The organism is Variovorax glacialis, assembly GCF_051216375.1.
Classification (GTDB): Bacteria; Pseudomonadota; Gammaproteobacteria; order Burkholderiales; family Burkholderiaceae_C; genus Variovorax.
On the sequence record NZ_JBPJZT010000001.1, the window covers coordinates 267,863 to 285,689 of the forward strand.

At 68.0% G+C, this 17,827-nt stretch carries 22 protein-coding genes; 9 read left to right on the forward strand and 13 right to left on the reverse strand.

Annotated elements, in window-relative coordinates:
* Positions 1–23 precede the first annotated feature (23 nt).
* Together ACSFBL_RS01285 and hppD are read left to right on the forward strand one after the other, a co-directional pair.
* On the forward strand, positions 24–401 hold the full coding sequence (locus ACSFBL_RS01285) for a DUF2493 domain-containing protein (RefSeq protein ID WP_435513922.1): 378 nt from the start codon (positions 24–26) through the stop codon (positions 399–401).
* 243 nt (positions 402–644) lie between these two features.
* Positions 645–1,730 carry a 4-hydroxyphenylpyruvate dioxygenase gene (gene hppD, locus ACSFBL_RS01290; protein WP_435513923.1) on the forward strand — a complete coding sequence of 362 codons (1,086 nt, stop codon included), beginning with the start codon at positions 645–647 and terminating at the stop codon, positions 1,728–1,730.
* A gap of 27 nt (positions 1,731–1,757) precedes the next feature.
* Here hppD and ACSFBL_RS01295 read toward each other — a convergent pair whose 3' ends face one another.
* Entirely contained in the window at positions 1,758–2,657 is a 900-nt protein-coding gene (locus ACSFBL_RS01295) for a 1-acyl-sn-glycerol-3-phosphate acyltransferase (RefSeq protein WP_435513924.1), read from the reverse strand.
* A 220-nt stretch (positions 2,658–2,877) separates the two neighbouring features.
* Between ACSFBL_RS01295 and ACSFBL_RS01300 the strand changes: the two genes are divergently transcribed.
* A complete protein-coding gene (locus ACSFBL_RS01300; RefSeq protein ID WP_435513925.1) occupies positions 2,878–3,795 on the forward strand; it encodes an alpha/beta fold hydrolase in 918 nt (305 codons plus the stop codon).
* A gap of 26 nt (positions 3,796–3,821) precedes the next feature.
* Here the strand turns inward: ACSFBL_RS01300 and ACSFBL_RS01305 are convergent, their stop codons facing one another.
* Together ACSFBL_RS01305 and ACSFBL_RS01310 are read right to left on the reverse strand one after the other, a co-directional pair.
* A complete protein-coding gene (locus ACSFBL_RS01305; RefSeq protein WP_435513926.1) occupies positions 3,822–4,043 on the reverse strand; it encodes a hypothetical protein in 222 nt (73 codons plus the stop codon).
* Positions 4,040–4,606, reverse strand: a complete 567-nt coding sequence (locus tag ACSFBL_RS01310; RefSeq protein WP_435513927.1) for a GNAT family N-acetyltransferase — start codon at positions 4,604–4,606, stop codon at positions 4,040–4,042. The genes ACSFBL_RS01305 and ACSFBL_RS01310 overlap by 4 nt, the downstream gene beginning before the upstream one ends.
* Positions 4,607–4,920: 314 nt before the next feature.
* On the opposite strand from ACSFBL_RS01310, the gene katG reads away from it, so the two are divergent.
* Positions 4,921–7,173 (forward strand): catalase/peroxidase HPI, encoded by a 2,253-nt coding sequence (katG, locus tag ACSFBL_RS01315; RefSeq protein ID WP_435513928.1) that lies wholly within the window; start codon positions 4,921–4,923, stop codon positions 7,171–7,173.
* A 12-nt stretch (positions 7,174–7,185) separates the two neighbouring features.
* Here katG and ACSFBL_RS01320 read toward each other — a convergent pair whose 3' ends face one another.
* The 8 genes from ACSFBL_RS01320 to ACSFBL_RS01355 all read right to left on the reverse strand — a co-directional run bounded on the left by ACSFBL_RS01320 (position 7,186) and on the right by ACSFBL_RS01355 (position 11,581).
* Complete coding sequence (locus tag ACSFBL_RS01320; protein ID WP_435513929.1) at positions 7,186–7,602, reverse strand: GFA family protein; 417 nt, start codon at positions 7,600–7,602, stop codon at positions 7,186–7,188.
* 45 nt (positions 7,603–7,647) lie between these two features.
* Positions 7,648–8,112 carry an SRPBCC family protein gene (locus tag ACSFBL_RS01325; protein ID WP_435513930.1) on the reverse strand — a complete coding sequence of 155 codons (465 nt, stop codon included), beginning with the start codon at positions 8,110–8,112 and terminating at the stop codon, positions 7,648–7,650.
* Positions 8,109–8,435, reverse strand: coding sequence for an ArsR/SmtB family transcription factor (locus ACSFBL_RS01330; protein ID WP_435513931.1), 327 nt, complete (start codon positions 8,433–8,435; stop codon positions 8,109–8,111). Before ACSFBL_RS01330 ends, ACSFBL_RS01325 begins: the two co-directional genes overlap by 4 nt.
* 97 nt (positions 8,436–8,532) lie before the next feature.
* Positions 8,533–9,024, reverse strand: a complete 492-nt coding sequence (locus tag ACSFBL_RS01335) for a C40 family peptidase (protein WP_435513932.1) — start codon at positions 9,022–9,024, stop codon at positions 8,533–8,535.
* A gap of 32 nt (positions 9,025–9,056) precedes the next feature.
* Positions 9,057–9,926: an NAD(P)-dependent oxidoreductase gene (locus ACSFBL_RS01340; RefSeq protein ID WP_435513933.1), complete on the reverse strand. Its 870-nt coding sequence runs from the start codon at positions 9,924–9,926 to the stop codon at positions 9,057–9,059.
* Positions 9,927–10,042: 116 nt separating this feature from the next.
* Positions 10,043–10,309, reverse strand: a complete 267-nt coding sequence (locus ACSFBL_RS01345; RefSeq protein ID WP_435513934.1) for a hypothetical protein — start codon at positions 10,307–10,309, stop codon at positions 10,043–10,045.
* A gap of 37 nt (positions 10,310–10,346) precedes the next feature.
* On the reverse strand, positions 10,347–11,096 hold the full coding sequence (locus tag ACSFBL_RS01350) for a helix-turn-helix transcriptional regulator (RefSeq protein WP_435513935.1): 750 nt from the start codon (positions 11,094–11,096) through the stop codon (positions 10,347–10,349).
* Positions 11,093–11,581, reverse strand: a complete 489-nt coding sequence (locus ACSFBL_RS01355) for a RidA family protein (RefSeq protein ID WP_435513936.1) — start codon at positions 11,579–11,581, stop codon at positions 11,093–11,095. Before ACSFBL_RS01355 ends, ACSFBL_RS01350 begins: the two co-directional genes overlap by 4 nt.
* A 139-nt stretch (positions 11,582–11,720) precedes the next feature.
* On the opposite strand from ACSFBL_RS01355, the gene ACSFBL_RS01360 reads away from it, so the two are divergent.
* From ACSFBL_RS01360 to ACSFBL_RS01380, 5 genes are read left to right on the forward strand one after another with little or no spacing between them, the layout of a single operon-like run.
* Positions 11,721–12,785 carry an aminotransferase class V-fold PLP-dependent enzyme gene (locus tag ACSFBL_RS01360; RefSeq protein ID WP_435513937.1) on the forward strand — a complete coding sequence of 355 codons (1,065 nt, stop codon included), beginning with the start codon at positions 11,721–11,723 and terminating at the stop codon, positions 12,783–12,785.
* Positions 12,786–12,826: 41 nt separating this feature from the next.
* The gene (locus tag ACSFBL_RS01365; RefSeq protein WP_435513938.1) at positions 12,827–13,870 is read left to right on the forward strand and encodes an amino acid ABC transporter substrate-binding protein; all 1,044 of its coding nucleotides are present in this window, start codon (positions 12,827–12,829) and stop codon (positions 13,868–13,870) included.
* Positions 13,871–13,880: 10 nt separating this feature from the next.
* Positions 13,881–14,828, forward strand: coding sequence for an ABC transporter permease subunit (locus tag ACSFBL_RS01370; protein WP_435513939.1), 948 nt, complete (start codon positions 13,881–13,883; stop codon positions 14,826–14,828).
* The gene (locus ACSFBL_RS01375) at positions 14,825–15,940 is read left to right on the forward strand and encodes an amino acid ABC transporter permease (RefSeq protein ID WP_435513940.1); all 1,116 of its coding nucleotides are present in this window, start codon (positions 14,825–14,827) and stop codon (positions 15,938–15,940) included. Before ACSFBL_RS01370 ends, ACSFBL_RS01375 begins: the two co-directional genes overlap by 4 nt.
* Before the next feature lie 7 nt (positions 15,941–15,947).
* On the forward strand, positions 15,948–16,706 hold the full coding sequence (locus ACSFBL_RS01380) for an amino acid ABC transporter ATP-binding protein (RefSeq protein ID WP_435513941.1): 759 nt from the start codon (positions 15,948–15,950) through the stop codon (positions 16,704–16,706).
* 16 nt (positions 16,707–16,722) lie between these two features.
* On the opposite strand, the gene ACSFBL_RS01385 is transcribed toward ACSFBL_RS01380, so the two are convergent.
* On the reverse strand, positions 16,723–17,238 hold the full coding sequence (locus tag ACSFBL_RS01385) for a CinA family protein (RefSeq protein ID WP_435513942.1): 516 nt from the start codon (positions 17,236–17,238) through the stop codon (positions 16,723–16,725).
* A 1-nt stretch (position 17,239) separates the two neighbouring features.
* A complete protein-coding gene (locus ACSFBL_RS01390; RefSeq protein ID WP_435513943.1) occupies positions 17,240–17,725 on the reverse strand; it encodes a RidA family protein in 486 nt (161 codons plus the stop codon).
* Positions 17,726–17,827 lie beyond the last annotated feature (102 nt).

Genomic DNA, 17,827 nt, shown 5'->3' on the forward strand with positions numbered 1-17,827 from the left:
AGTATGAGAGAGCCCGCCACATCATGAAGGTCCTTGTCTGCGGTGGCCGCAACTACGACGACTGGGCATTCATCGTCCACGTGCTCGACCGCCTGAACGCCCGTCATCCGATCACCCAGCTCATCGAAGGCGGCGCATCGGGGGCCGACGAGTTCGCACGCCGCTGGGCCAGGGCGCGCGGCATCGAGGTCGCCACGTTCACGGCCGAGTGGGATCGCTACCAGGGTCGCGCCGGGCTCATCCGGAATGCCCAGATGCTGCGTGAAGGGCGTCCGGAACTCGTCGTCGCCTTCAGAGGGGGGCGATTGACCGCACACATGGTCACCATCGCGTCGGCAGCGCTGGTGCCGGTGTTGAAGACCTGGCGAATGGAAGGCGAGACTCGACCGACTGACGCCTAGCGACGGGGCCGGACGGCATGCTGACGCGTGGCGGACAACGACTGCATGCGCGACCAGCGCACTGGCCGCCGGCGACAAGCGCTCGTCGTCATAGCAGCAGATGGCAAAGCTGCGCCGGGCCCAGGGGTCCGCTAGCGGAACCGCCTTGAGCCCATAGGTCGTGGCCGAGTGAGCCTCGACGCCCCGTTGCGCAATCGACGGCCCGCGCTGCACACTATCCCCCCACTTTCAAGGTCCCATGCCATGTCCGATCTGTTTGAAAACCCGATGGGCCTGATGGGCTTCGAGTTCGTCGAATTCGCCTCGCCCACGCCCAACACGCTGGAGCCCTTCTTCGAGAAGCTCGGCTTCACGCTCGTCGCAAGGCACCGGTCGAAGGACGTGGTCCTCTATCGCCAGGGCGACATCAACTTCATCGTCAACCGCGAGCCGAACAGTCCCGCGGCGTACTTCGCAGCCGAGCACGGCCCCTCGGCCTGCGGCATGGCGTTTCGGGTCAGGGACTCGCACAAGGCCTATGCACGGGCGCTCGAACTCGGCGCGCAACCGATCGAGATCGCTACCGGCCCGATGGAACTGCGCCTGCCGGCCATCAAGGGCATCGGCGGCGCGCCGCTCTACCTCATCGACCGCTTCGAGGACGGCAAGTCGATCTACGACATCGACTTCGAGTTCCTCGAAGGCGTGGCGCGTCATCCGGCGGGCCACGGCCTGAAGCTGATCGACCATCTGACCCACAACGTCTATCGCGGCCGCATGACCTTCTGGGCCAATTTCTACGAGAAGCTCTTCAACTTCCGCGAGATCCGCTACTTCGACATCCAGGGCGAATACACGGGCCTGACCTCGAAGGCGCTGACCGCGCCCGACGGCAAGATCCGCATCCCGCTGAACGAGGAGTCCTCCAAGGGCTCGGGCCAGATCGAGGAGTTCCTGATGAAGTTCAACGGCGAGGGCATCCAGCACATCGCGCTGTTGAGCGACAACCTGATCGACACCATCGACCAGTTGGGCCTTGCCGGCGTTCCGCTGATGACCGCCCCCAACGACGTGTACTACGAGATGCTCGAGACCCGCCTGCCGGACCATGGCGAGCAGGTTGGCGAACTGCAGGCACGCGGCATCCTGCTGGACGGCACCACCGAGGGCGGCACGCCGCGCCTGCTGCTGCAGATCTTCTCGGAGACGGCGTTCGGCGGCCCGGTGTTCTTCGAGTTCATCCAGCGCAAGGGCGACTACAGCGAGGGCTTCGGCGAAGGCAACTTCAAGGCCCTCTTCCAGTCGATCGAGCGCGACCAGGTGCGCCGCGGCGTCCTGCAGGCGGACTGAGGGTCCGGCTCAGGCCGCGCGGCGCAACTACGCGCGGGCTTCGGCGGCCCGGTCGGGTTGTGGAACCGGCCCGGCCGCAAAGATCAGCTGTCGCATCTGCGCCGCGATGGCTTCGCCGAGCGCCTGCGACCCTTGCGCTGCTGCGTCCGCCGGACGGCCGAATGTGACCCTGGCGACCAGATCGCGGTAGCGCGGCAGCGTCACCTGCAGCGCCGCAGCGAGCTTCTCCTTGTCGCGCGCCGTGCGGCGCAACAGCGTGAGCGGATGCCGTTGCGCATCCGGCGAAATGACATGGCTGACGAGCGCGGGCACGAAGCGCGTCCTCGGGGCCAGCCGGGCGAACAGGGCGTAGCCGCTGGTCCAGTTGAGCAACGACGCCGCTGCCCGCTGCGCACCGAAGGTCGCCGGATCGGGCTCGATCGCTCCCGCAGGGAAGGTCAGCAGGGCACCGCCTTCCTGCAGATGCCTGGCGGCAGCGCGTACGACGGCCATGCGCCCGCCTTCCTCCTCGGGCAAAAAGATGAGCTGCCGCGCGACGTTGGGCAAGGCGCGAAGGAACGGTCGATCGAGCGCGATCACGCGCAGGTCGGGACGGGATGCAAGGCTGGTGAAGAGCGCAACCGTGTCCGTCATGCCGGGGTGGTTGGCCAGGATCATCACTGGCCCTTCCGCAGGAACGTGTTCCAGGCCCGAGGTGACGATGCCGGCGGTCATCCGGCTCATCAGCCAGGCGCTGCCTTGTGCCAGGCCATGCGCGCCGACATGGGTGTCGAACTCGTGCGCAGTCCGGGCGAAGCGGCCGGCCGCCGGCCTCAGCAATCGGCACAGCGGGGTGCCGCGCAGACGCATCAGGCCGATCGAATCCAGCAGGTCGATCAGGTTGACCTCGGTGAGTGTCTCGACCAATGGTGACGCCGTGGTGGTCATCTGCAGGCTTGCATCCGGAGTTGCACGGGCTGGGCTCGGGCGCTCATTCTTCCAGATCGGCGTCGGCCGGTGCGTGCGGCGTTCCGGTCTCGTCACCCGGATGCGCCATACTGCCCTCCGCCCGAAGAGCGCTCGATTCGATCCGACGATGGTCTCGTTCTGCCTTCCGGGCCCCCACTGGTCCCTTTGTAGCCACAGCGATTCACCAAGGAGAAACCCGATGCTCAAGTTCCTGTTCCGATGGCTCGCCGTCGCCCTGGTTGCAGGCGCCGCGTACGCGGATGTGCCGCCCTTTCCACCAGGCTTCCGGACGCAGGAGCTGGCCGTGAACGGGACCACGCTGCATGTCCGCGTGGGCGGCAAGGGACCGGCCGTGACACTGATCCACGGGTACGGCGAGACCGGCGACATGTGGGCGCTGCTCGCGGCCGAGCTCATGAAGGACCACACCGTGGTCGTTCCCGACCTGCGCGGCATGGGCCTCTCGGCGCACCCGGCCGGCGGCTTCGACAAGAAGAACCAGGCGGTCGACATCGCGCAGGTGCTCGACACGCTCAAGATCGGCAAGACCGATCTCGTCACGCACGACATCGGCAACATGGTCGGCTTCGCCTTCGCGGCGCAGTACCGCGACCGCGTCGGGCGCTTCGTGCTGATCGATGCACCGGTGCCGGGCGTCGGACCATGGGAAGAGATCCTCAAGAATCCGCTGCTCTGGCACTTCCGCTTCGGCGGCCCCGACATGGAGCGCCTGGTGGCCGGTCGCGAGCGCATCTACCTGGACCGCTTCTGGAACGAGTTCTCGGCCGATCCGAAGAAGTTCGACGAAGCCTCACGCCGGCACTACGCGAAGCTCTATGCGCGCCCCGGTGCGATGCACTCGGGTTTCGCGCAGTTCGCGGCCTTCGACCAGGACGCGGTCGACAACAAGGCCTTCCTGGCGCAGGGCAAGCTCACGGTTCCGGTCCTCGCGGTCGGCGGCGAGAAGTCCTTCGGCCCCACCATGGCCGTCGTGATGCGCGCCGCGGCCGACAACGTCACCGAAGGCATCGTCCCGGCCTCGGGGCACTGGATCATGGAAGAGAACCCGAAGGCGACGGTCAAGCTCGTGACCGCGTTTCTCGGCAGCGCGAGCTGATCGCGCCGGCCCCGCGCCTTGCCGGGTCAGGACAGGCCGGAAGCCGGCGCCAGGCGAACGCTCGGGGTTGCGAACTCGCGGCCGACCATCGCCTTGGCGAACAGGTAGTTGCGACGGGCGCGCTCGGGGAGTTCGTCCACGTTCACCCGCCCTGCCGGGTCACACGCAAACGCGAAGCCGCGCCCTTCATTGAACAGAGAACGGAACCAGAGCTCGAAGCGCCGCATGGGGGTGGACGGGGTGGTCATGATGGCCTCTGCACGGTGAGATCGAGACTGAGCGTGGTGACGATGCCCGAGCGACGCAAGGTCGGGGAGCCCGTTCGACGGGCCAGCGTCAGCATCCCCACATTGGTCGCGAGTACCTGCCCGCTCAACTTGCGAAGCCCGTAGCGGCGCGCCGCATCGGTGAGGCGTTCCATCAGGGCACGTCCCACGCCCAGCCGCTGCCAGGCATCGGCGATCACGATGGCGAAATCCGCTTCATGCGGCGACGACTCCACGACGAAGCGGGCGACGCCGATGAGCTTCTCCTGGTCCTGCGCACCCGTCACCGCGACCACTGCGCACTCGGTCGCCGGATCGATGGCCGACCAGCGGCGGAGCTCGTCGTCCGTGGGCATTCGCGGGGACAGCAGTCGCTTGTAGCCCGTTTCGGGGGATAGGCCATGCACGAAGGCATGCAGCATCGGGAAGTCCGCGGCGCGGATGCTGCGATACCGGACCTGAGACAGTTCGAGGCTGGCAGCGCGCGCGGCGGCCGTTGCCACGTCGCTGCGGACAGGTGCTTCGAAGAGTGCTGCTTCCGTCATGGCCAATCTCCCGGTTGAAAGGTCGATGTGCCCAATGTAGAGACGACGGCATCGCGAACCAAGACCGCGGCCAACAACGCGGTATTGAGCGGAAAGAAACAATGCGCCCTGCGCGGCGCTGACCCTTCGGAGGTAGTCGCCCTTGCGCTTTGGTCGGAGCCGACGGTACCCATCGCGCCGATGCGCACGGCGGTGCAGGGGGAGATGCTTGTACGCGGCGCTGCTGCAAGGGCAAAGCGGGCGATTTGCTCCCCGGCTACGTCTGCCACAGAATTCGACCCCCACCACTCATTTGCTCGATGCAGGAGATCTCCATGGCCAACGAATCGAATCAGGCGAAGTGTCCGTTCAGCCAGGCCGGAGGCGGCGGCACGACCAACCACGACTGGTGGCCCAATCAGCTGCGGGTCGACCTGCTGCACCAGCATTCGGCCAAATCGGACCCCCTGCGGGGAGGCTTCGACTACGCCGCGGCGTTCAAGAGCCTCGATCTGGCCGCCGTGAAGGCCGATCTCGCCGCCTTGATGACGGACTCGCAGGAGTGGTGGCCGGCGGACTTCGGGCACTACGGGCCGCTTTTCATCCGCATGGCATGGCACAGCGCCGGCACCTATCGCATCGGCGATGGCCGCGGAGGCGCCGGCCGCGGCCAGCAGCGCTTCGCGCCGCTCAACAGTTGGCCGGACAACGTGAGCCTGGACAAGGCGCGGCGCCTCCTGTGGCCGATCAAGCAGAAGTACGGCCAGAAGATCTCCTGGGCCGACCTCATGATCCTCGCGGGCAACGTCGGGCTCGAAACCATGGGCTTCAAGACCTTCGGCTTCGCCGGTGGGCGACCGGACACGTGGGAACCGGACCAGGACGTGTACTGGGGCCGCGAGACGAACTGGCTCGGCGGTGACATGCGCTATTCGAAGGGCTCGCCGGGCGTCGAGGAGGACCATGCCGTCCTCGTGAAGGACGACGACAGCCAGGTGCCACACACGCGCGATCTCGAGAATCCGCTCGGCGCCGTGCAGATGGGCCTGATCTACGTCAATCCCGAAGGTCCGGACGGCAAGCCCGACCCGATCGCCGCGGCCTTCGACATCCGCGACACTTTCGCACGCATGGCAATGGACGACGAGGAGACCGTGGCGCTGATCGCCGGCGGCCACACCTTCGGCAAGACCCATGGCGCCGCGGAGGCGTCGAACGTCGCGCACGAACCCGAAGCGGCCGGCCTCGAGGATCAGGGCCTCGGGTGGAAGAACAGCTTCGGCACCGGCAAGGGTGCCGACACGATCACCAGCGGCCTGGAGGTCACCTGGACCACCACGCCGACGCGGTGGAGCAACAACTTCTTCTGGAACCTGTTCGGCTACGAATGGGAACTGACGAAGAGCCCGGCCGGCGCCCAGCAATGGGTGGCCAAGGGCGCCGGCGCGACGATCCCGCATGCCTTCGATGCCTCGAAGAAACTCGTGCCGACGATGCTGACGACCGACCTGTCGCTGCGTTTCGACCCGGCCTACGAGAAGATCTCGCGGCGCTTCATGGAGAACCCCGACCAGTTCGCCGACGCCTTCGCCCGGGCCTGGTTCAAGCTCACGCATCGCGACATGGGGCCGCGCGCGCGCTACCTCGGGCCGGAAGTGCCGGCGGAAGAACTCATCTGGCAGGACCCGATTCCTGCGGTCGACCACCCGCTGGTCGACGGGCAGGACGCCGAGTCGCTCAAGAAGAAGGTGCTGGCGTCGGGCCTCACGGTCGCGCAACTCGTCTCGACGGCCTGGGCCTCGGCTTCCACGTTCCGTGGCTCCGACAAGCGCGGCGGCGCGAACGGTGCGCGGATCCGCCTGGCGCCGCAGAAGGACTGGGCCGTCAACCAGCCGGCGCAACTCGCCAAGGTTCTGCAGACGCTCGAAGGCATCCGCGACGAGTTCAACGGGGCCCAGGCGGGCGGCAAGAAGATCTCCCTGGCCGACCTCATCGTGCTGGCCGGCGGCGCCGGCGTCGAGCAGGCGGCGCGCGCTGGCGGCCGTGAAGTCAAGGTGCCCTTCGCGCCGGGCCGCACGGATGCCTCCCAGGACCAAACGGACGTGCCCTCCTTCACGCCGCTCGAGCCGATCGCGGACGGTTTCCGCAACTACGCGAAGACGAATTTCGGCGTGCCCGTGGAAACGCTGCTCGTCGACAAGGCCCTGTTGTTGACGCTGACGGCGCCCGAGATGACGGTCCTCGTCGGCGGCCTGCGCGTGCTGGGCGCCAATGCCGATGCCGGCCGGCACGGCGTCTTCACGAAGCGGCCCGGTACGTTGAGCAACGACTTCTTCGTGAACCTGCTCGACATGGGCACGCAGTGGAAGCTGGCGGCCGACGCCAAGGACGGGTTCGAGGGCTCCGACCGCAAGTCGGGCGAACTGCGCTGGACCGCAACACGCGCCGACCTGGTCTTCGGCTCGAACTCGCAGCTGCGCGCCGTCGCCGAGGTCTACGGCAGCGCGGACGCGCAGGAGCGGTTCGTCGATGACTTCGTCGCCGCGTGGACCAAGGTCATGAACCTCGACCGGTTCGACCTCGCCTGAGTCGTTTGTCGCTCAGCCGGCCGGCGGCATCTTGTCGAAGGCCGGCAACTCGGGATCGAGAAGGTCCCACGCCAGCGCGCGCGCCCGATAGGTCACCACCTGCGGCTTGAAGCGGCTCGGGTCGTCCAGGCTGGCCGCGTGGACGGTGAAGATCTGCGGCATGGCCGAAAAGCGCAGGTAGACCGGCGAACCGCAGCGCGGGCAGAAGCCGCGGGTCTTCACATGGCCGCTGTCGGCGACGATGTCCCATTGCGTCGCCTCGCCGCTGAGCTTCACGCCCTCGGCCGCGAAGGTCAGGTAGGACCCGTGGCCGGTACCGCTCTTGTGCTGGCAGTCACGGCACTGGCAGTGGTTCATGAAGACCGGCTCGCCGGGGATCTCGTAGCGGATCGCGCCGCAGGCGCACCCGCCGGCGTAGGCATCGCTCATGTTGTCGCTCCTGTCTCAAAAATTGTGTTCGCGGTCGCCCGCCGGTCAGTGCGGGCCATCGATGAAAGTGGCCAGGCTCGGGACGACCTTGCGCCAGCCATCGCTCATGTTCCGGAATGCCGTGTCGTTGACCGGCGTCAAGAAACCCGAATGGACGAGCCTCAATCGCGTGCCTTCCGGCACCTGGGTCAGCGTGAACGTGACGACCGTGTCCAGGGGCGAACCGTAGCCCTCGTTGCCCTCATGGCCGCCCTTCCAGGCGTAGACGAAGCGCTCGTTCGGCACGACCTCCAGGACTTCGCACTCGATGGTGCCGTCCCATTCGCCGGCCGGCTTGGTCTGGTAGGTGAAGCGCGTGCCCTTCACGGGTGCGAAGCCGCGCGGCTCCATCAGCCAGCGCGCCATCAGCGCGCCGGAAGTGAGGGTCTTCCAGATCGCCTCGGGCGCGTGGGGGAAGACTTCATCCACCACGATGTCTTGCGTGGCGGATTTCAATGCGCTGTCGTTCATGGGTCGATTTCCTTCAGGAGGGTTCGGAGGTCGGCAAAGCGCTTGCGCCAGAACACGCCGTAGTGGCCCATCCAGTCGGCAAGCGGCGCCAGGCCCTTCGGGTCGGCGCGATAGAAGACGTTGCGGCCTTGCGCGCGGTCGACGACCAGGCCCGCGCGCTTGAGCGAGGCCAGGTGCTGCGAGACGGCGGACTGCGTGACGCCGCTGCCCTCGGTCAGCTGCACGACGGTGATTTCATGCGCGTGCACGATCCGCTCGAAGACGGCACGCCGCGTGGGATCGGCGAGCGTGCGCATGACAGTGTCGAGAGGGGCGGCTTCCATGGTGCGGCTCATATTAGCCGTCACTGATTGATCAGTCAATGCTAATTGATTGACCCACGCAGAGACCGTCGGGGCTGCACCCGGACGGCTCGCCCGATCAAGGACGCCGGACGTCCATTCGCTGGCGCGACCAGTACGGTCCGTCGAGGCGGTCGAGCCGCACCTCTCCGCCCGTCGAGGGCGCGTGCACAAAGCGGTTCTCACCGACGTAGATCCCCGCGTGCGTGGGCCGCGCTCCGCCGAACACCACCAGGTCGCCCGTGCGCAGCCCGTCGCGCGGTATCGGCTCTCCGAAGCCCGCGAGCTGCGCCACGGTGCGTGGCGTGGCCAGCCCCGCACTCTCGCGGTACACGAACGCGATCAGGCCGCTGCAGTCGAAGCCGCCATTGACCGTGTTGCCGCCGTAGCGGTAGGGGGTGCCCACGAGTCCCATCGCGTGGATCGCCGCATCCGCGGATTGCTCGGCCGAGATCAGCGATGGCCGCGCACTGCGCGTCGACTGCACCGGCGCGCTGCCGCAGGCCGCGAGCATCAGGCAAACAGCGAGGATGAGGGGGAGACGGCCTCTGCGACCCGTCCCCGATGTCATTGGCAAGGCGCAATGACGACGCACACCGCGATTCACGCCGCGCCGAGGATCGATGGCAGTTCCGGCACAAGCGCCTCCGGCGCACGCTCGAGCGCCAGCGCGAGGGTCGCCAGCACCGCGGCCGCCACGTCCTTGTGCGAACCCGCGTCCGCGGCCATGGTGTTGTAGTAGTCCAGATCCTTGCGTGCGTTGGCGATCGAGAAGCGCAGTCCGGAACTGTCCCCGGCCAGCAGGAAAGGCTTGAGGCGCTCCAGCGCGATGCCGCCGCCGCCGCCCTTGGCCAGCACGTCCACGAAGGCCTCGGGCGCCACCTTGCTGCGCACCGCGCAGGCGGCCGCCTCCGAGAGCAGCGTCACCATGCCCAGCGACACGTAGTTGTGCAGCAGCTTCATGCTGTGGCCCGCGCCCACCGGACCCATGTGCGAGATGTTCTCGGCAAAGCACTGCAGCAGCGGCCGGCACACCTCGAGCAGGGCCGCATCGCCGCCAACCAGCAGGTTGAGCCGCCCCTCGGCCGCTTCCTTCGGCGTGCGCGTCATCGGACTGTCGAGAAAGCGCCCCCCCGCCGCCTGCACGGCCTGCGCCATGCGCGCGGTGGACGAAGGGATCGCGGTGGAACAGTCGATCACCACGGCACCGGGTTGAAGTCCTTCGAGGATCCCGTCCGGTCCCTGCAGCACCGCCTCCACCTGCGGTGAGCCGGTGAGCACGAGGATGATCACGTCCGAGCGCGCGGCCAGCGCCTTCAGGCTGGTGAAGCCCTTGGCTCCCGCGCCCTTGAGCGCGTCCAGTGGCTGGTTGCCCGGGTGCTCGAACAGGCCGAGTTCGTAGTCTCGCCGCACGATGTTGCTCGCGATCCCGTGGCCCATCATGCCGATGCCCACCATGCCGATTCGCTTCATTGCCTGTCACCCCTTCGATGTGAATTTGGAGGACCGCAAGTATCCGCTCAACCCGGGCGCGGCGGCGACGGGTCAAGGAAGGAAGTGCTGGTTGCAGGGAGCCTGTCGGCCCGAGATCAGCGGATCGTGGAGAGCCTTGCGCCGACCTTTCCAGAGCCGGAACACTCGCTCAGGAGTTCTGCGGACTGCGTGACCTGCGCGGCCATCCGCTCGTCCAACGACTGCCAGCGGCGGTGCTGCGCCGGCCGGATGAGGGAGAACCACACGACGCCAACGCAAGCGACGAAGGTCGCGATCAACCAGTGCATCCATTCCATACCGAAGCCCCGCTCAGGATTATTCTGTTGGGCCGCAGTGTGTTGGTGCTTGGCGGCGCCGGACATCCCCACTTTTGAGGAGCCCAGGGAGCTCGCGCCCGGGTCAGTCCCTTCCGCCCCGCCCGTTCGCCGCGACCACCTCGCCCCGGCGCGCCTTCACCTCGTCGAGGTAGTTGTAGATGGTGAAGCGCGTCACGCCCAGGGCAGCCGCAGCGCGTTCGACCCCGCCCCGGACCATGAAGAGTCCGCGCTCGAGCATCATCTCGACGGCCGCCGTCTTCTCTTCCTTGGCCATCTTCTGCACGGGCTTGCCGTAGCGCCGCACCGCGCTGGAGATGATGTCGAGCATCAAGGCCTCGGTGTCCAGCACCTCGACCTTGGGCGCCTTCTCGGTAGCATGCGTCGAAGGCAGCATGCGCGCGAGCAGCGCCTGCGCGGCCTCGATGCTGTGAAAGTCCGCATTCAGGCACAGCGCGGCAAAAGTGTGGCCCAGCGAATCGCGGAACATCGCCGTGGCCGACACGAGCGAGCGGCCGTCGCGCGCAAACGTGGGATAGGGAAACACCGACACGTGCTCGGCCGGCTGCGCCAGCGCCTTGCCCTTGGCCAGGATGGCCAGCGCCTTGTCGTTGCCCGGCCCGGCCAGCACGGGGCTGCCGGGGCCGCGGCCGGTGACGTGGCCGTTGGCGATGCGCAGCACCGAGCACTCGGGCCGCGTCAGGTCGTGGAGCACGACCTCGATGTGGTCGCCCACCATGGCGCCCAGCATGGGCACGACCGTGTCGAGCGCGGCCAGGATCACCTCGCGCTCGCGCCGGACCTCGGGCGAAAGCCTGGGCGCGCGCTTGCTCATGCCACGAAGTCGACCTCGGCGACCAGCTCGATCTCCACCGCGATGCCCAGGGGCAACTCGTGCGCGCAGACTGCGCTGCGCGCGTGGCGCCCGCGCTCGCCGAACACCTCGACGAGCAGGTCGGAGGCGCCGTTCACCACCAGGTGCGGGCGCTGGAAGCCCTCGACGCAGTTCACCCATGCCAGCAGCTTCAGGAGGCGCGTGACACGGTCGAGCGAGCCGGCGTGCGCACGAAGGATGGCGAGCGAATTGAGGATGGTCAGGCGCGCGGCCTGGTAGCCCTCGGCTTCCGAGAGGTCCAGCCCCACCTTGCCGCGGTACACCACCTGGCCGTCCGCGACCGGGCCCTGCCCGGCGAGGAAGACCATCCGCCCGCTCTGGGTGGCGGTGACGTAGTTGGCGGCGGGTTGCGGCGCGGGCGGAAGCTCGACGCCCAGCGCCTTCAGGCGCGCCTCCGGGGAGGCGTGTTCGGCTGTGTTCTCCATGGGGTCCTTTCTTTCCCGAAGTCGGCTTGACACCCGTGGGGCTCGCCGCTTAAATTCATCTTAAACAGCTTGTTGATCCGTTTCAACTAAATATCAACCCAGGATGCCATCCGCCTCAGCCATCGACCGGAGCGAGCGCATGCGCGAGCTCTTTCCGTATCTCGACGAGCGCGTCTACCTCGACACGGCCGCCGCAGGCCTGTGCTGGAAGGGCCATGGCGCGGCCGTGGCGCACTTCTACGAAGACGTGAAGAGCCGCGGCTACGACGCGCGGCCCGAGTGGTGGGCCGTGGCGAACAAGGTCCGGGCGCGGCTCGCGCAATGGCTGGGCGTGACGCCGCCGGACATCACCTTCGTCTCCAACACCACCGAGGGGCTCAACCTCGCGGCCCACAGCATCCAGTTCCACAGCGGCGACCGCATCGTCTGCGCGCAGGACGAGTTCCCTTCCGTCATCCGCATCTGGAAGGCCGCCGAGCGCCAGGGCGCGCAGGTGGTGCACGTGCCCATCCCGCGCGAGGAAGAACGGCAGGCCCGGCTGATGGACGCGGTGAGCGCCGGCACGCGCGTGCTGGTCGTCTCGCAGACGCATTCGAGCACCGGCACCACGCTGGACTTGGCTGTGCTGGGACGGCATTGCCGCGAGCGCGGCACGCTGCTCATGGTGGACGGCATCCAGGCCCTGGGCGCGGTGCCCACCGACCTGGCCGGTGTCGACATCTACGCGGCGTCCTTCTTCAAGTGGATGCTGTCGGGGTTCGGCTTCGGCATCCTCGTGACGTCGGCACGCGCGCGTGAAGCGATGGCGCCCGCGTGGCAGGGCTACGCCAACATGGACGATGCGCGGCAGCTGCAGTACGCCCACGTCAACACGCCCGCGCTGTACGGACTCGACGCCACGCTGGACCTGTTCGAGAGCATCGGCTGGAACACTGTCCATGCGCGCGTGCAAGCCCTGGGCGACCAGCTCATCGCGGAGTCGGACCGGCTGAACCTCCCGCTCGTCACGCCGCGTGCGCAGCGTGCCGGCATCTTCGTCTTTCGCGCGCCGGACGGCGAGGCGGCGCGCCTGCAACTGGCCGCGCGCAACATCAGCGTCTCCGCGCGCGGCGAAGGCGTGCGCGTCTCACCCCACTTCTACAACAGCAGCGAGGACATCGCGCAATGCGCCACCGCGCTGGCCGAAGTGCTTGCACGCGCCTGAACCCCGCCATCGCCTGACTCGTCATTCCGAGGACCCTCCCCATGCGCCAACCGCACGCTTTCCGCCTGGCCCTGGCCAGCCTGCTGCTCGCCACCGTCCCAGGCGCCTTCGCGCAGGCACCCGCGGCGCCGGGACCCGCGTCATCACCCACGCTCGCGGCGGTCAAGGCGCGCGGCGTGCTCAACTGCGGCGTGATCGGCAGCTCGCCCAACTTCTCGCTGCCCGACAGCACCGGCGTCATGCGCGGCCTCGATGCAGACCTGTGCCGCGCCACGGCCGCCGCGGTCCTGGGCGATGCGAACAAGGTGAAGTTCACCAACCTCACGCCCGCCCAGCGACTCGTGGCGGTGCAGTCGGGCGAGGTCGACCTGTCCTTCTCGCAGATCACCTGGACGCTCGCGCGTGAATCCAAGTCGGGGGTGCAGTTCACCGGCACCTATTTCTTCGACACCTACGGCGTCATGGTGCCGAACGCGCTGAAGGTGGCCAGCACCGCCAAGCTCAACGGCGCGAGCATCTGCATGATCACCGGCCCCGGCGAGACCAACGCCGCCGAGTACTTCGGCAAGATCAAGGTGCGCTACAAGCCGGTGCCCTTCTCCGAGGGCGAGCAGATGCGCAAGGCCTTCCTGGCCAAGCGCTGCGACGCCATCTTCCACAGCCTGTCGGCCCTCGCGACCTTCAAGGGCACACTGGGCGCCCAGGCGGCCGACTACCAGCTGTTGCCCGAGACGCATGCCCGCGAGCCGCTGGCCGGCGTGGTGCGCAAGGGCGACGACCGCTGGTTCGACATCGTGCGCTACACGCTCAACGCCATGATCAACGCCGAGGAGCTCGGCGTGAGTTCGCAGAACCTGAAGAGCTTCGCCGCGTCGGCCGACCCCGACGTGAAGCGCCTGCTCGGCACCGAAGGCGACCTGGGCCCGTCGATGGGCCTCGACAAGGAATGGGCGGCCAACGTGATCGCGCAGGTGGGCAACTACGGCGAGACCTTCGACCGCGCCTTCGCCGCGAGCGGTATGCCCCGCGCGCAGAACCGGCTCGCCGAAAAGGGCGGCCTGCTCTACGCCGTGCCGATGCGCTGAACCCGCCCGCATGAACCGACCCGCACCGCCGGTCCGCTGGAACTGGGGCGCCGTCCTGCGACAGGCCGCCGCCTTCGCGGTGCTGGCGGCACTCCTGGTGCTGATGTTCCGCGTCACCGGCGCCAACCTGCATGCGCGCGGCGTGCACACCGGGTTCGACTTCCTCGGCAAGCCCGCGATCACGCCGGTGTTCAACTCGCCGCTCGAATTCCAGGCCGGCATCGACACCTTCGCGACGGCCTTTGTGGCCGGCGCGCTCAACACGCTCAAGCTCACCGCCGCATGCATCGTGCTGGCCACCGCCCTCGGCCTGCTGGTGGGACTGGGCGCGCTGGCGCAGAACCCGCTGGCGCGCTGGCTGGCCAGGGCCTATGTGGAGCTGATGCGCAACATCCCGGTGCTCCTGCACATCGCCTTCTGGTATGGCCTGTTGCTGGAATTGCCGCCGGCCTCGGACAGCGCGGGCTCGCTGCTGCTCGCGACCAACCGCGGCATCTTCCTGCTGCCCACGGTGGACGGCCTCGATGTGCACGGCGTGGTCTCGATGTCGCCCGAATTCGCGGCGCTGCTCGTCGGCATCTCGTTCTACACCGCGGCCTTCATCGCAGAGATCGTGCGGGCCTCCGTGGGTGCCCTGCCGCGCGGCCAGTGGGAGGCCGCCTCGGCGCTGGGCCTCTCGCGCGCCACCGTGCTGCGGCGCGTGCTCGGCCCGCAGGCGCTGCGCGTCGGCCTGCCGCCGCTGGCCAGCGAGTACATCGGCATCTTCAAGAACAGCACGCTCGCGGTCGCCATCGGCTACCAGGACTTCATGGCGGTGAGCGAGACCATGCTCACCGACACGGGCCAGGCGATGGAGATCATGGCCATCGTCATGCTGTTCTACGCCTGCGTGAGCCTGCTCGTGAGTGCGGCGATGCACGGGTTCGAGCAGCGCCAGCGGCGATGGGGACTCGCGTGACCCGCTACGTGGCCCGCACGCGCATCGACGCCGCGCCGCCGCCCACGGCACGGCGCGACTGGATGCACCGCACGAAGGCCGGGCTCTTCCCGACGCGGGCCACGGGCGCCGTCACGCTGGTGCTGGCCGCGCTGTTCATTGCGTTCTGCTGGAAGCTCGCGGACTGGGGTCTGATCCACGCGGTGTTCGACACACACGGCCAAGGCCCCGACGCCTGCCGCGTGACGGGCGCGGGTGCCTGCTGGGCCATCATCGGCGAGAAGTTCCGGCTCATCGTCTTCGGCATCTACCCGTACGCCCAGCAGTGGCGCGCCGCGCTGGCCATGGCGATCCTCGTCGTGATGTACGTGCTCTCCACGCGGCGCAGCTGGTGGAACCGGCGGCTGGCCGTCGCCTGGGCCGTGGCGCTGGCCGGCTTCGGCACGCTCATGTGGGGCGGCATCGCCGGCCTGCCCTACGTGCCCGACGACCAGTGGGGCGGCTTGCCGGTCACGCTGATCCTCGCCACTCTCGGCCTGGCCGCGGGGTTCCCGCTGGCGGTGGCGCTCGCTTTGCTGCGCCATTCCAATCACGCCGGCGTGGGCAAGGCGCTGGCGGTGGCCTACATCGAGATCGCCCGCAGCGTGCCGCTGCTGGCGGTGTTGTTCCTGGCCAGCGTGATGATCCCGCTCTTCCTGCCGCAAGGCACCGACCTGTCCAAGCTGTTTCGGGTGTTCGTTGCCTTCTCGCTCTTCACCGCCGCCTACTTGGCCGAGGTGATCCGCGGCGGCCTTCAGGTGGTGCCGCGCGGCCAGTACGAGGCGGCGGCGGCGCTGGGCCTGAGCCCGCGCGTGACCACGCTGCGGGTGGTGCTGCCGCAGGCGCTCACCGCGGTGCTGCCTGCGCTGGTCAACGTCTTCATCGCCTTCTTCAAGGCGACCTCGATCGTCGTGATCGTCGGCATCTTCGACCTGATGACGGCCGCCAAGCGCGCCATCGCCGATGCGCAATGGCAGGGTTTCGGCACCGAGATCTACCTCTTCGTCGCTGCGATCTACTTCATCTTCTGCTTTGCCATGTCCCGCTACAGCGCGCGCCTGCATGCCTCGCTCGACGCGGGCCGCCGCTCCTGAGACCGCCATGCCCGAGACGTCGCCCTCCTCGCCCCCGATCGTGCGCGCCGACGCGCTCAACAAGTGGTATGGCGACTATCACGCGCTGCGCGACATCGACCTGGAGGTCGGCGAGGGCGAACGCATCGTGATCTGCGGGGCCTCGGGCTCGGGCAAGTCCTCGCTGATTCGCTGCTTCAACGGGCTGGAGGGCTTCGACACGGGCCGCCTCCAGGTCTGCGGCGTGACCATCAGCCCGGCCCCGGGTGATCTGGCGACGGTGCGCCAGCAGGTGGGCATGGTGTTCCAGCAGTTCAATCTGTTTCCACACATGACCGTGCTCGAGAACTGCACGCTCGCACCGATGTCCACGCGCCGGCTGAGTGCCCGCGAGGCGGGCGACGCGGCGATGGAACTGCTGGCGCGTGTGCGGGTTGCAGATCACGCGCACAAGTACCCCGCGCAGCTTTCCGGCGGCCAACAGCAGCGCGTGGCCATCGCCCGGGCCCTGTGCATGCGGCCCCGCCTCATGCTCTTCGACGAGCCCACCTCCGCGCTCGACCCGGAGATGGTGAAGGAAGTGCTCGACACCATGATCAACCTGGCGGGCGAAGGCATGTCCATGGTGTGCGTCACCCACGAAATGGGCTTCGCGCACGAAGTCGCCGACCGCGTCGTCTTCATGGACGAAGGACAGATTCTCGAAGTGGCCACGCCGGCCGAATTCTTCGCTTCGCCGCAGCACGAGCGCGCCCGGGCTTTCCTGGGCGACGTGCTTCGGCACTAGGCGACGTTTCGCCTCCTCAGCCGCGCGCGCCAATCAACGCTTCTTCGAACATCGACAGCAGATGGCGCGCGAACAGGTCCATGTTCGCCGCGCGGTCATCGCTGGCGGTCTCGATCGTCCTGCTTTGCGTGATCGCGCCGACGACGGCGAGGCACACATGGCCGGGCGCATCGCCATAGGGGCTGCCCGAAGGCCCCGCCGCGCCGCTTTCGCTGATGCCCCACGACGCGCGATGGCTGTCGCGGATCTTGCCTGCGACCATGAGGGCATAGGGCTCGGTCTCCCCGCGCATGCCTGCGACGTCGTCCGCCGTCAGACCCAGCAGCGCCTTGGCGGCACGCCTCGAATAGACGACCGCGCCGCCCAGGAAGTAGGCCGAGGCGCCCGGCACCGCCAGCAGCGCGGCCGACACCAGCCCGCCTGCCGACGATTCCACGACCGCGATCGTTTCCTTGCGCGCCTTCAATGCGGCGCCGACGCGCCCTGCGAGTTCCGAGAGCGACGGCAGGTCGGTGTCTGTGGATGTGGCCATTTCAGTCCTCGCGCCTGCTGACGACCATGTCCAGTTCCACCGACGCGTTCTTGGGCAGGCTGTACACGCCGACCGACGTTCGGGTGTGAACGCCCTGCTCGCCGAACACGCGATACAGCAGGTCGGACGCCGCATCGGCCACCTCGCTCTGCTGCGTGAAATCGGGTGTGGTCTGCATGAAGACCGTGACGCGCAGGATCTTGTCGACGACGTCGAGCGAGCCGAGGGCCTGGCGCAGGATGGCCAAAGCGCGCAAGGTGCAGATCATTGCCGCCGTGCGTGCCTGGTCGAGCGTCGTTTCCGCGCCGACCCGGCCGGTGACCATCACCTTGTCACCGACGCGCGGAACCTGGCCGCTGAGGTAGACGGTGCGGCCGTCCGATACGGCCGAGGCGTAGTGGCCGCCGATGCGGATGTCGCCGTCGAAACGGTGGCCGAGTTCTGCGGCGATCTGGTCTGCGGTGTCCTGGCGTGTCTGGGAGGTCATGGGCGTGATTGTGGGCCGAATGAAGCGGCCCGCCCCGCTCGTCCGGCACAGGGATGTCGGGGATACTTCACTTCCCTGCCGAACGGTCCGTTGCATCGCGCC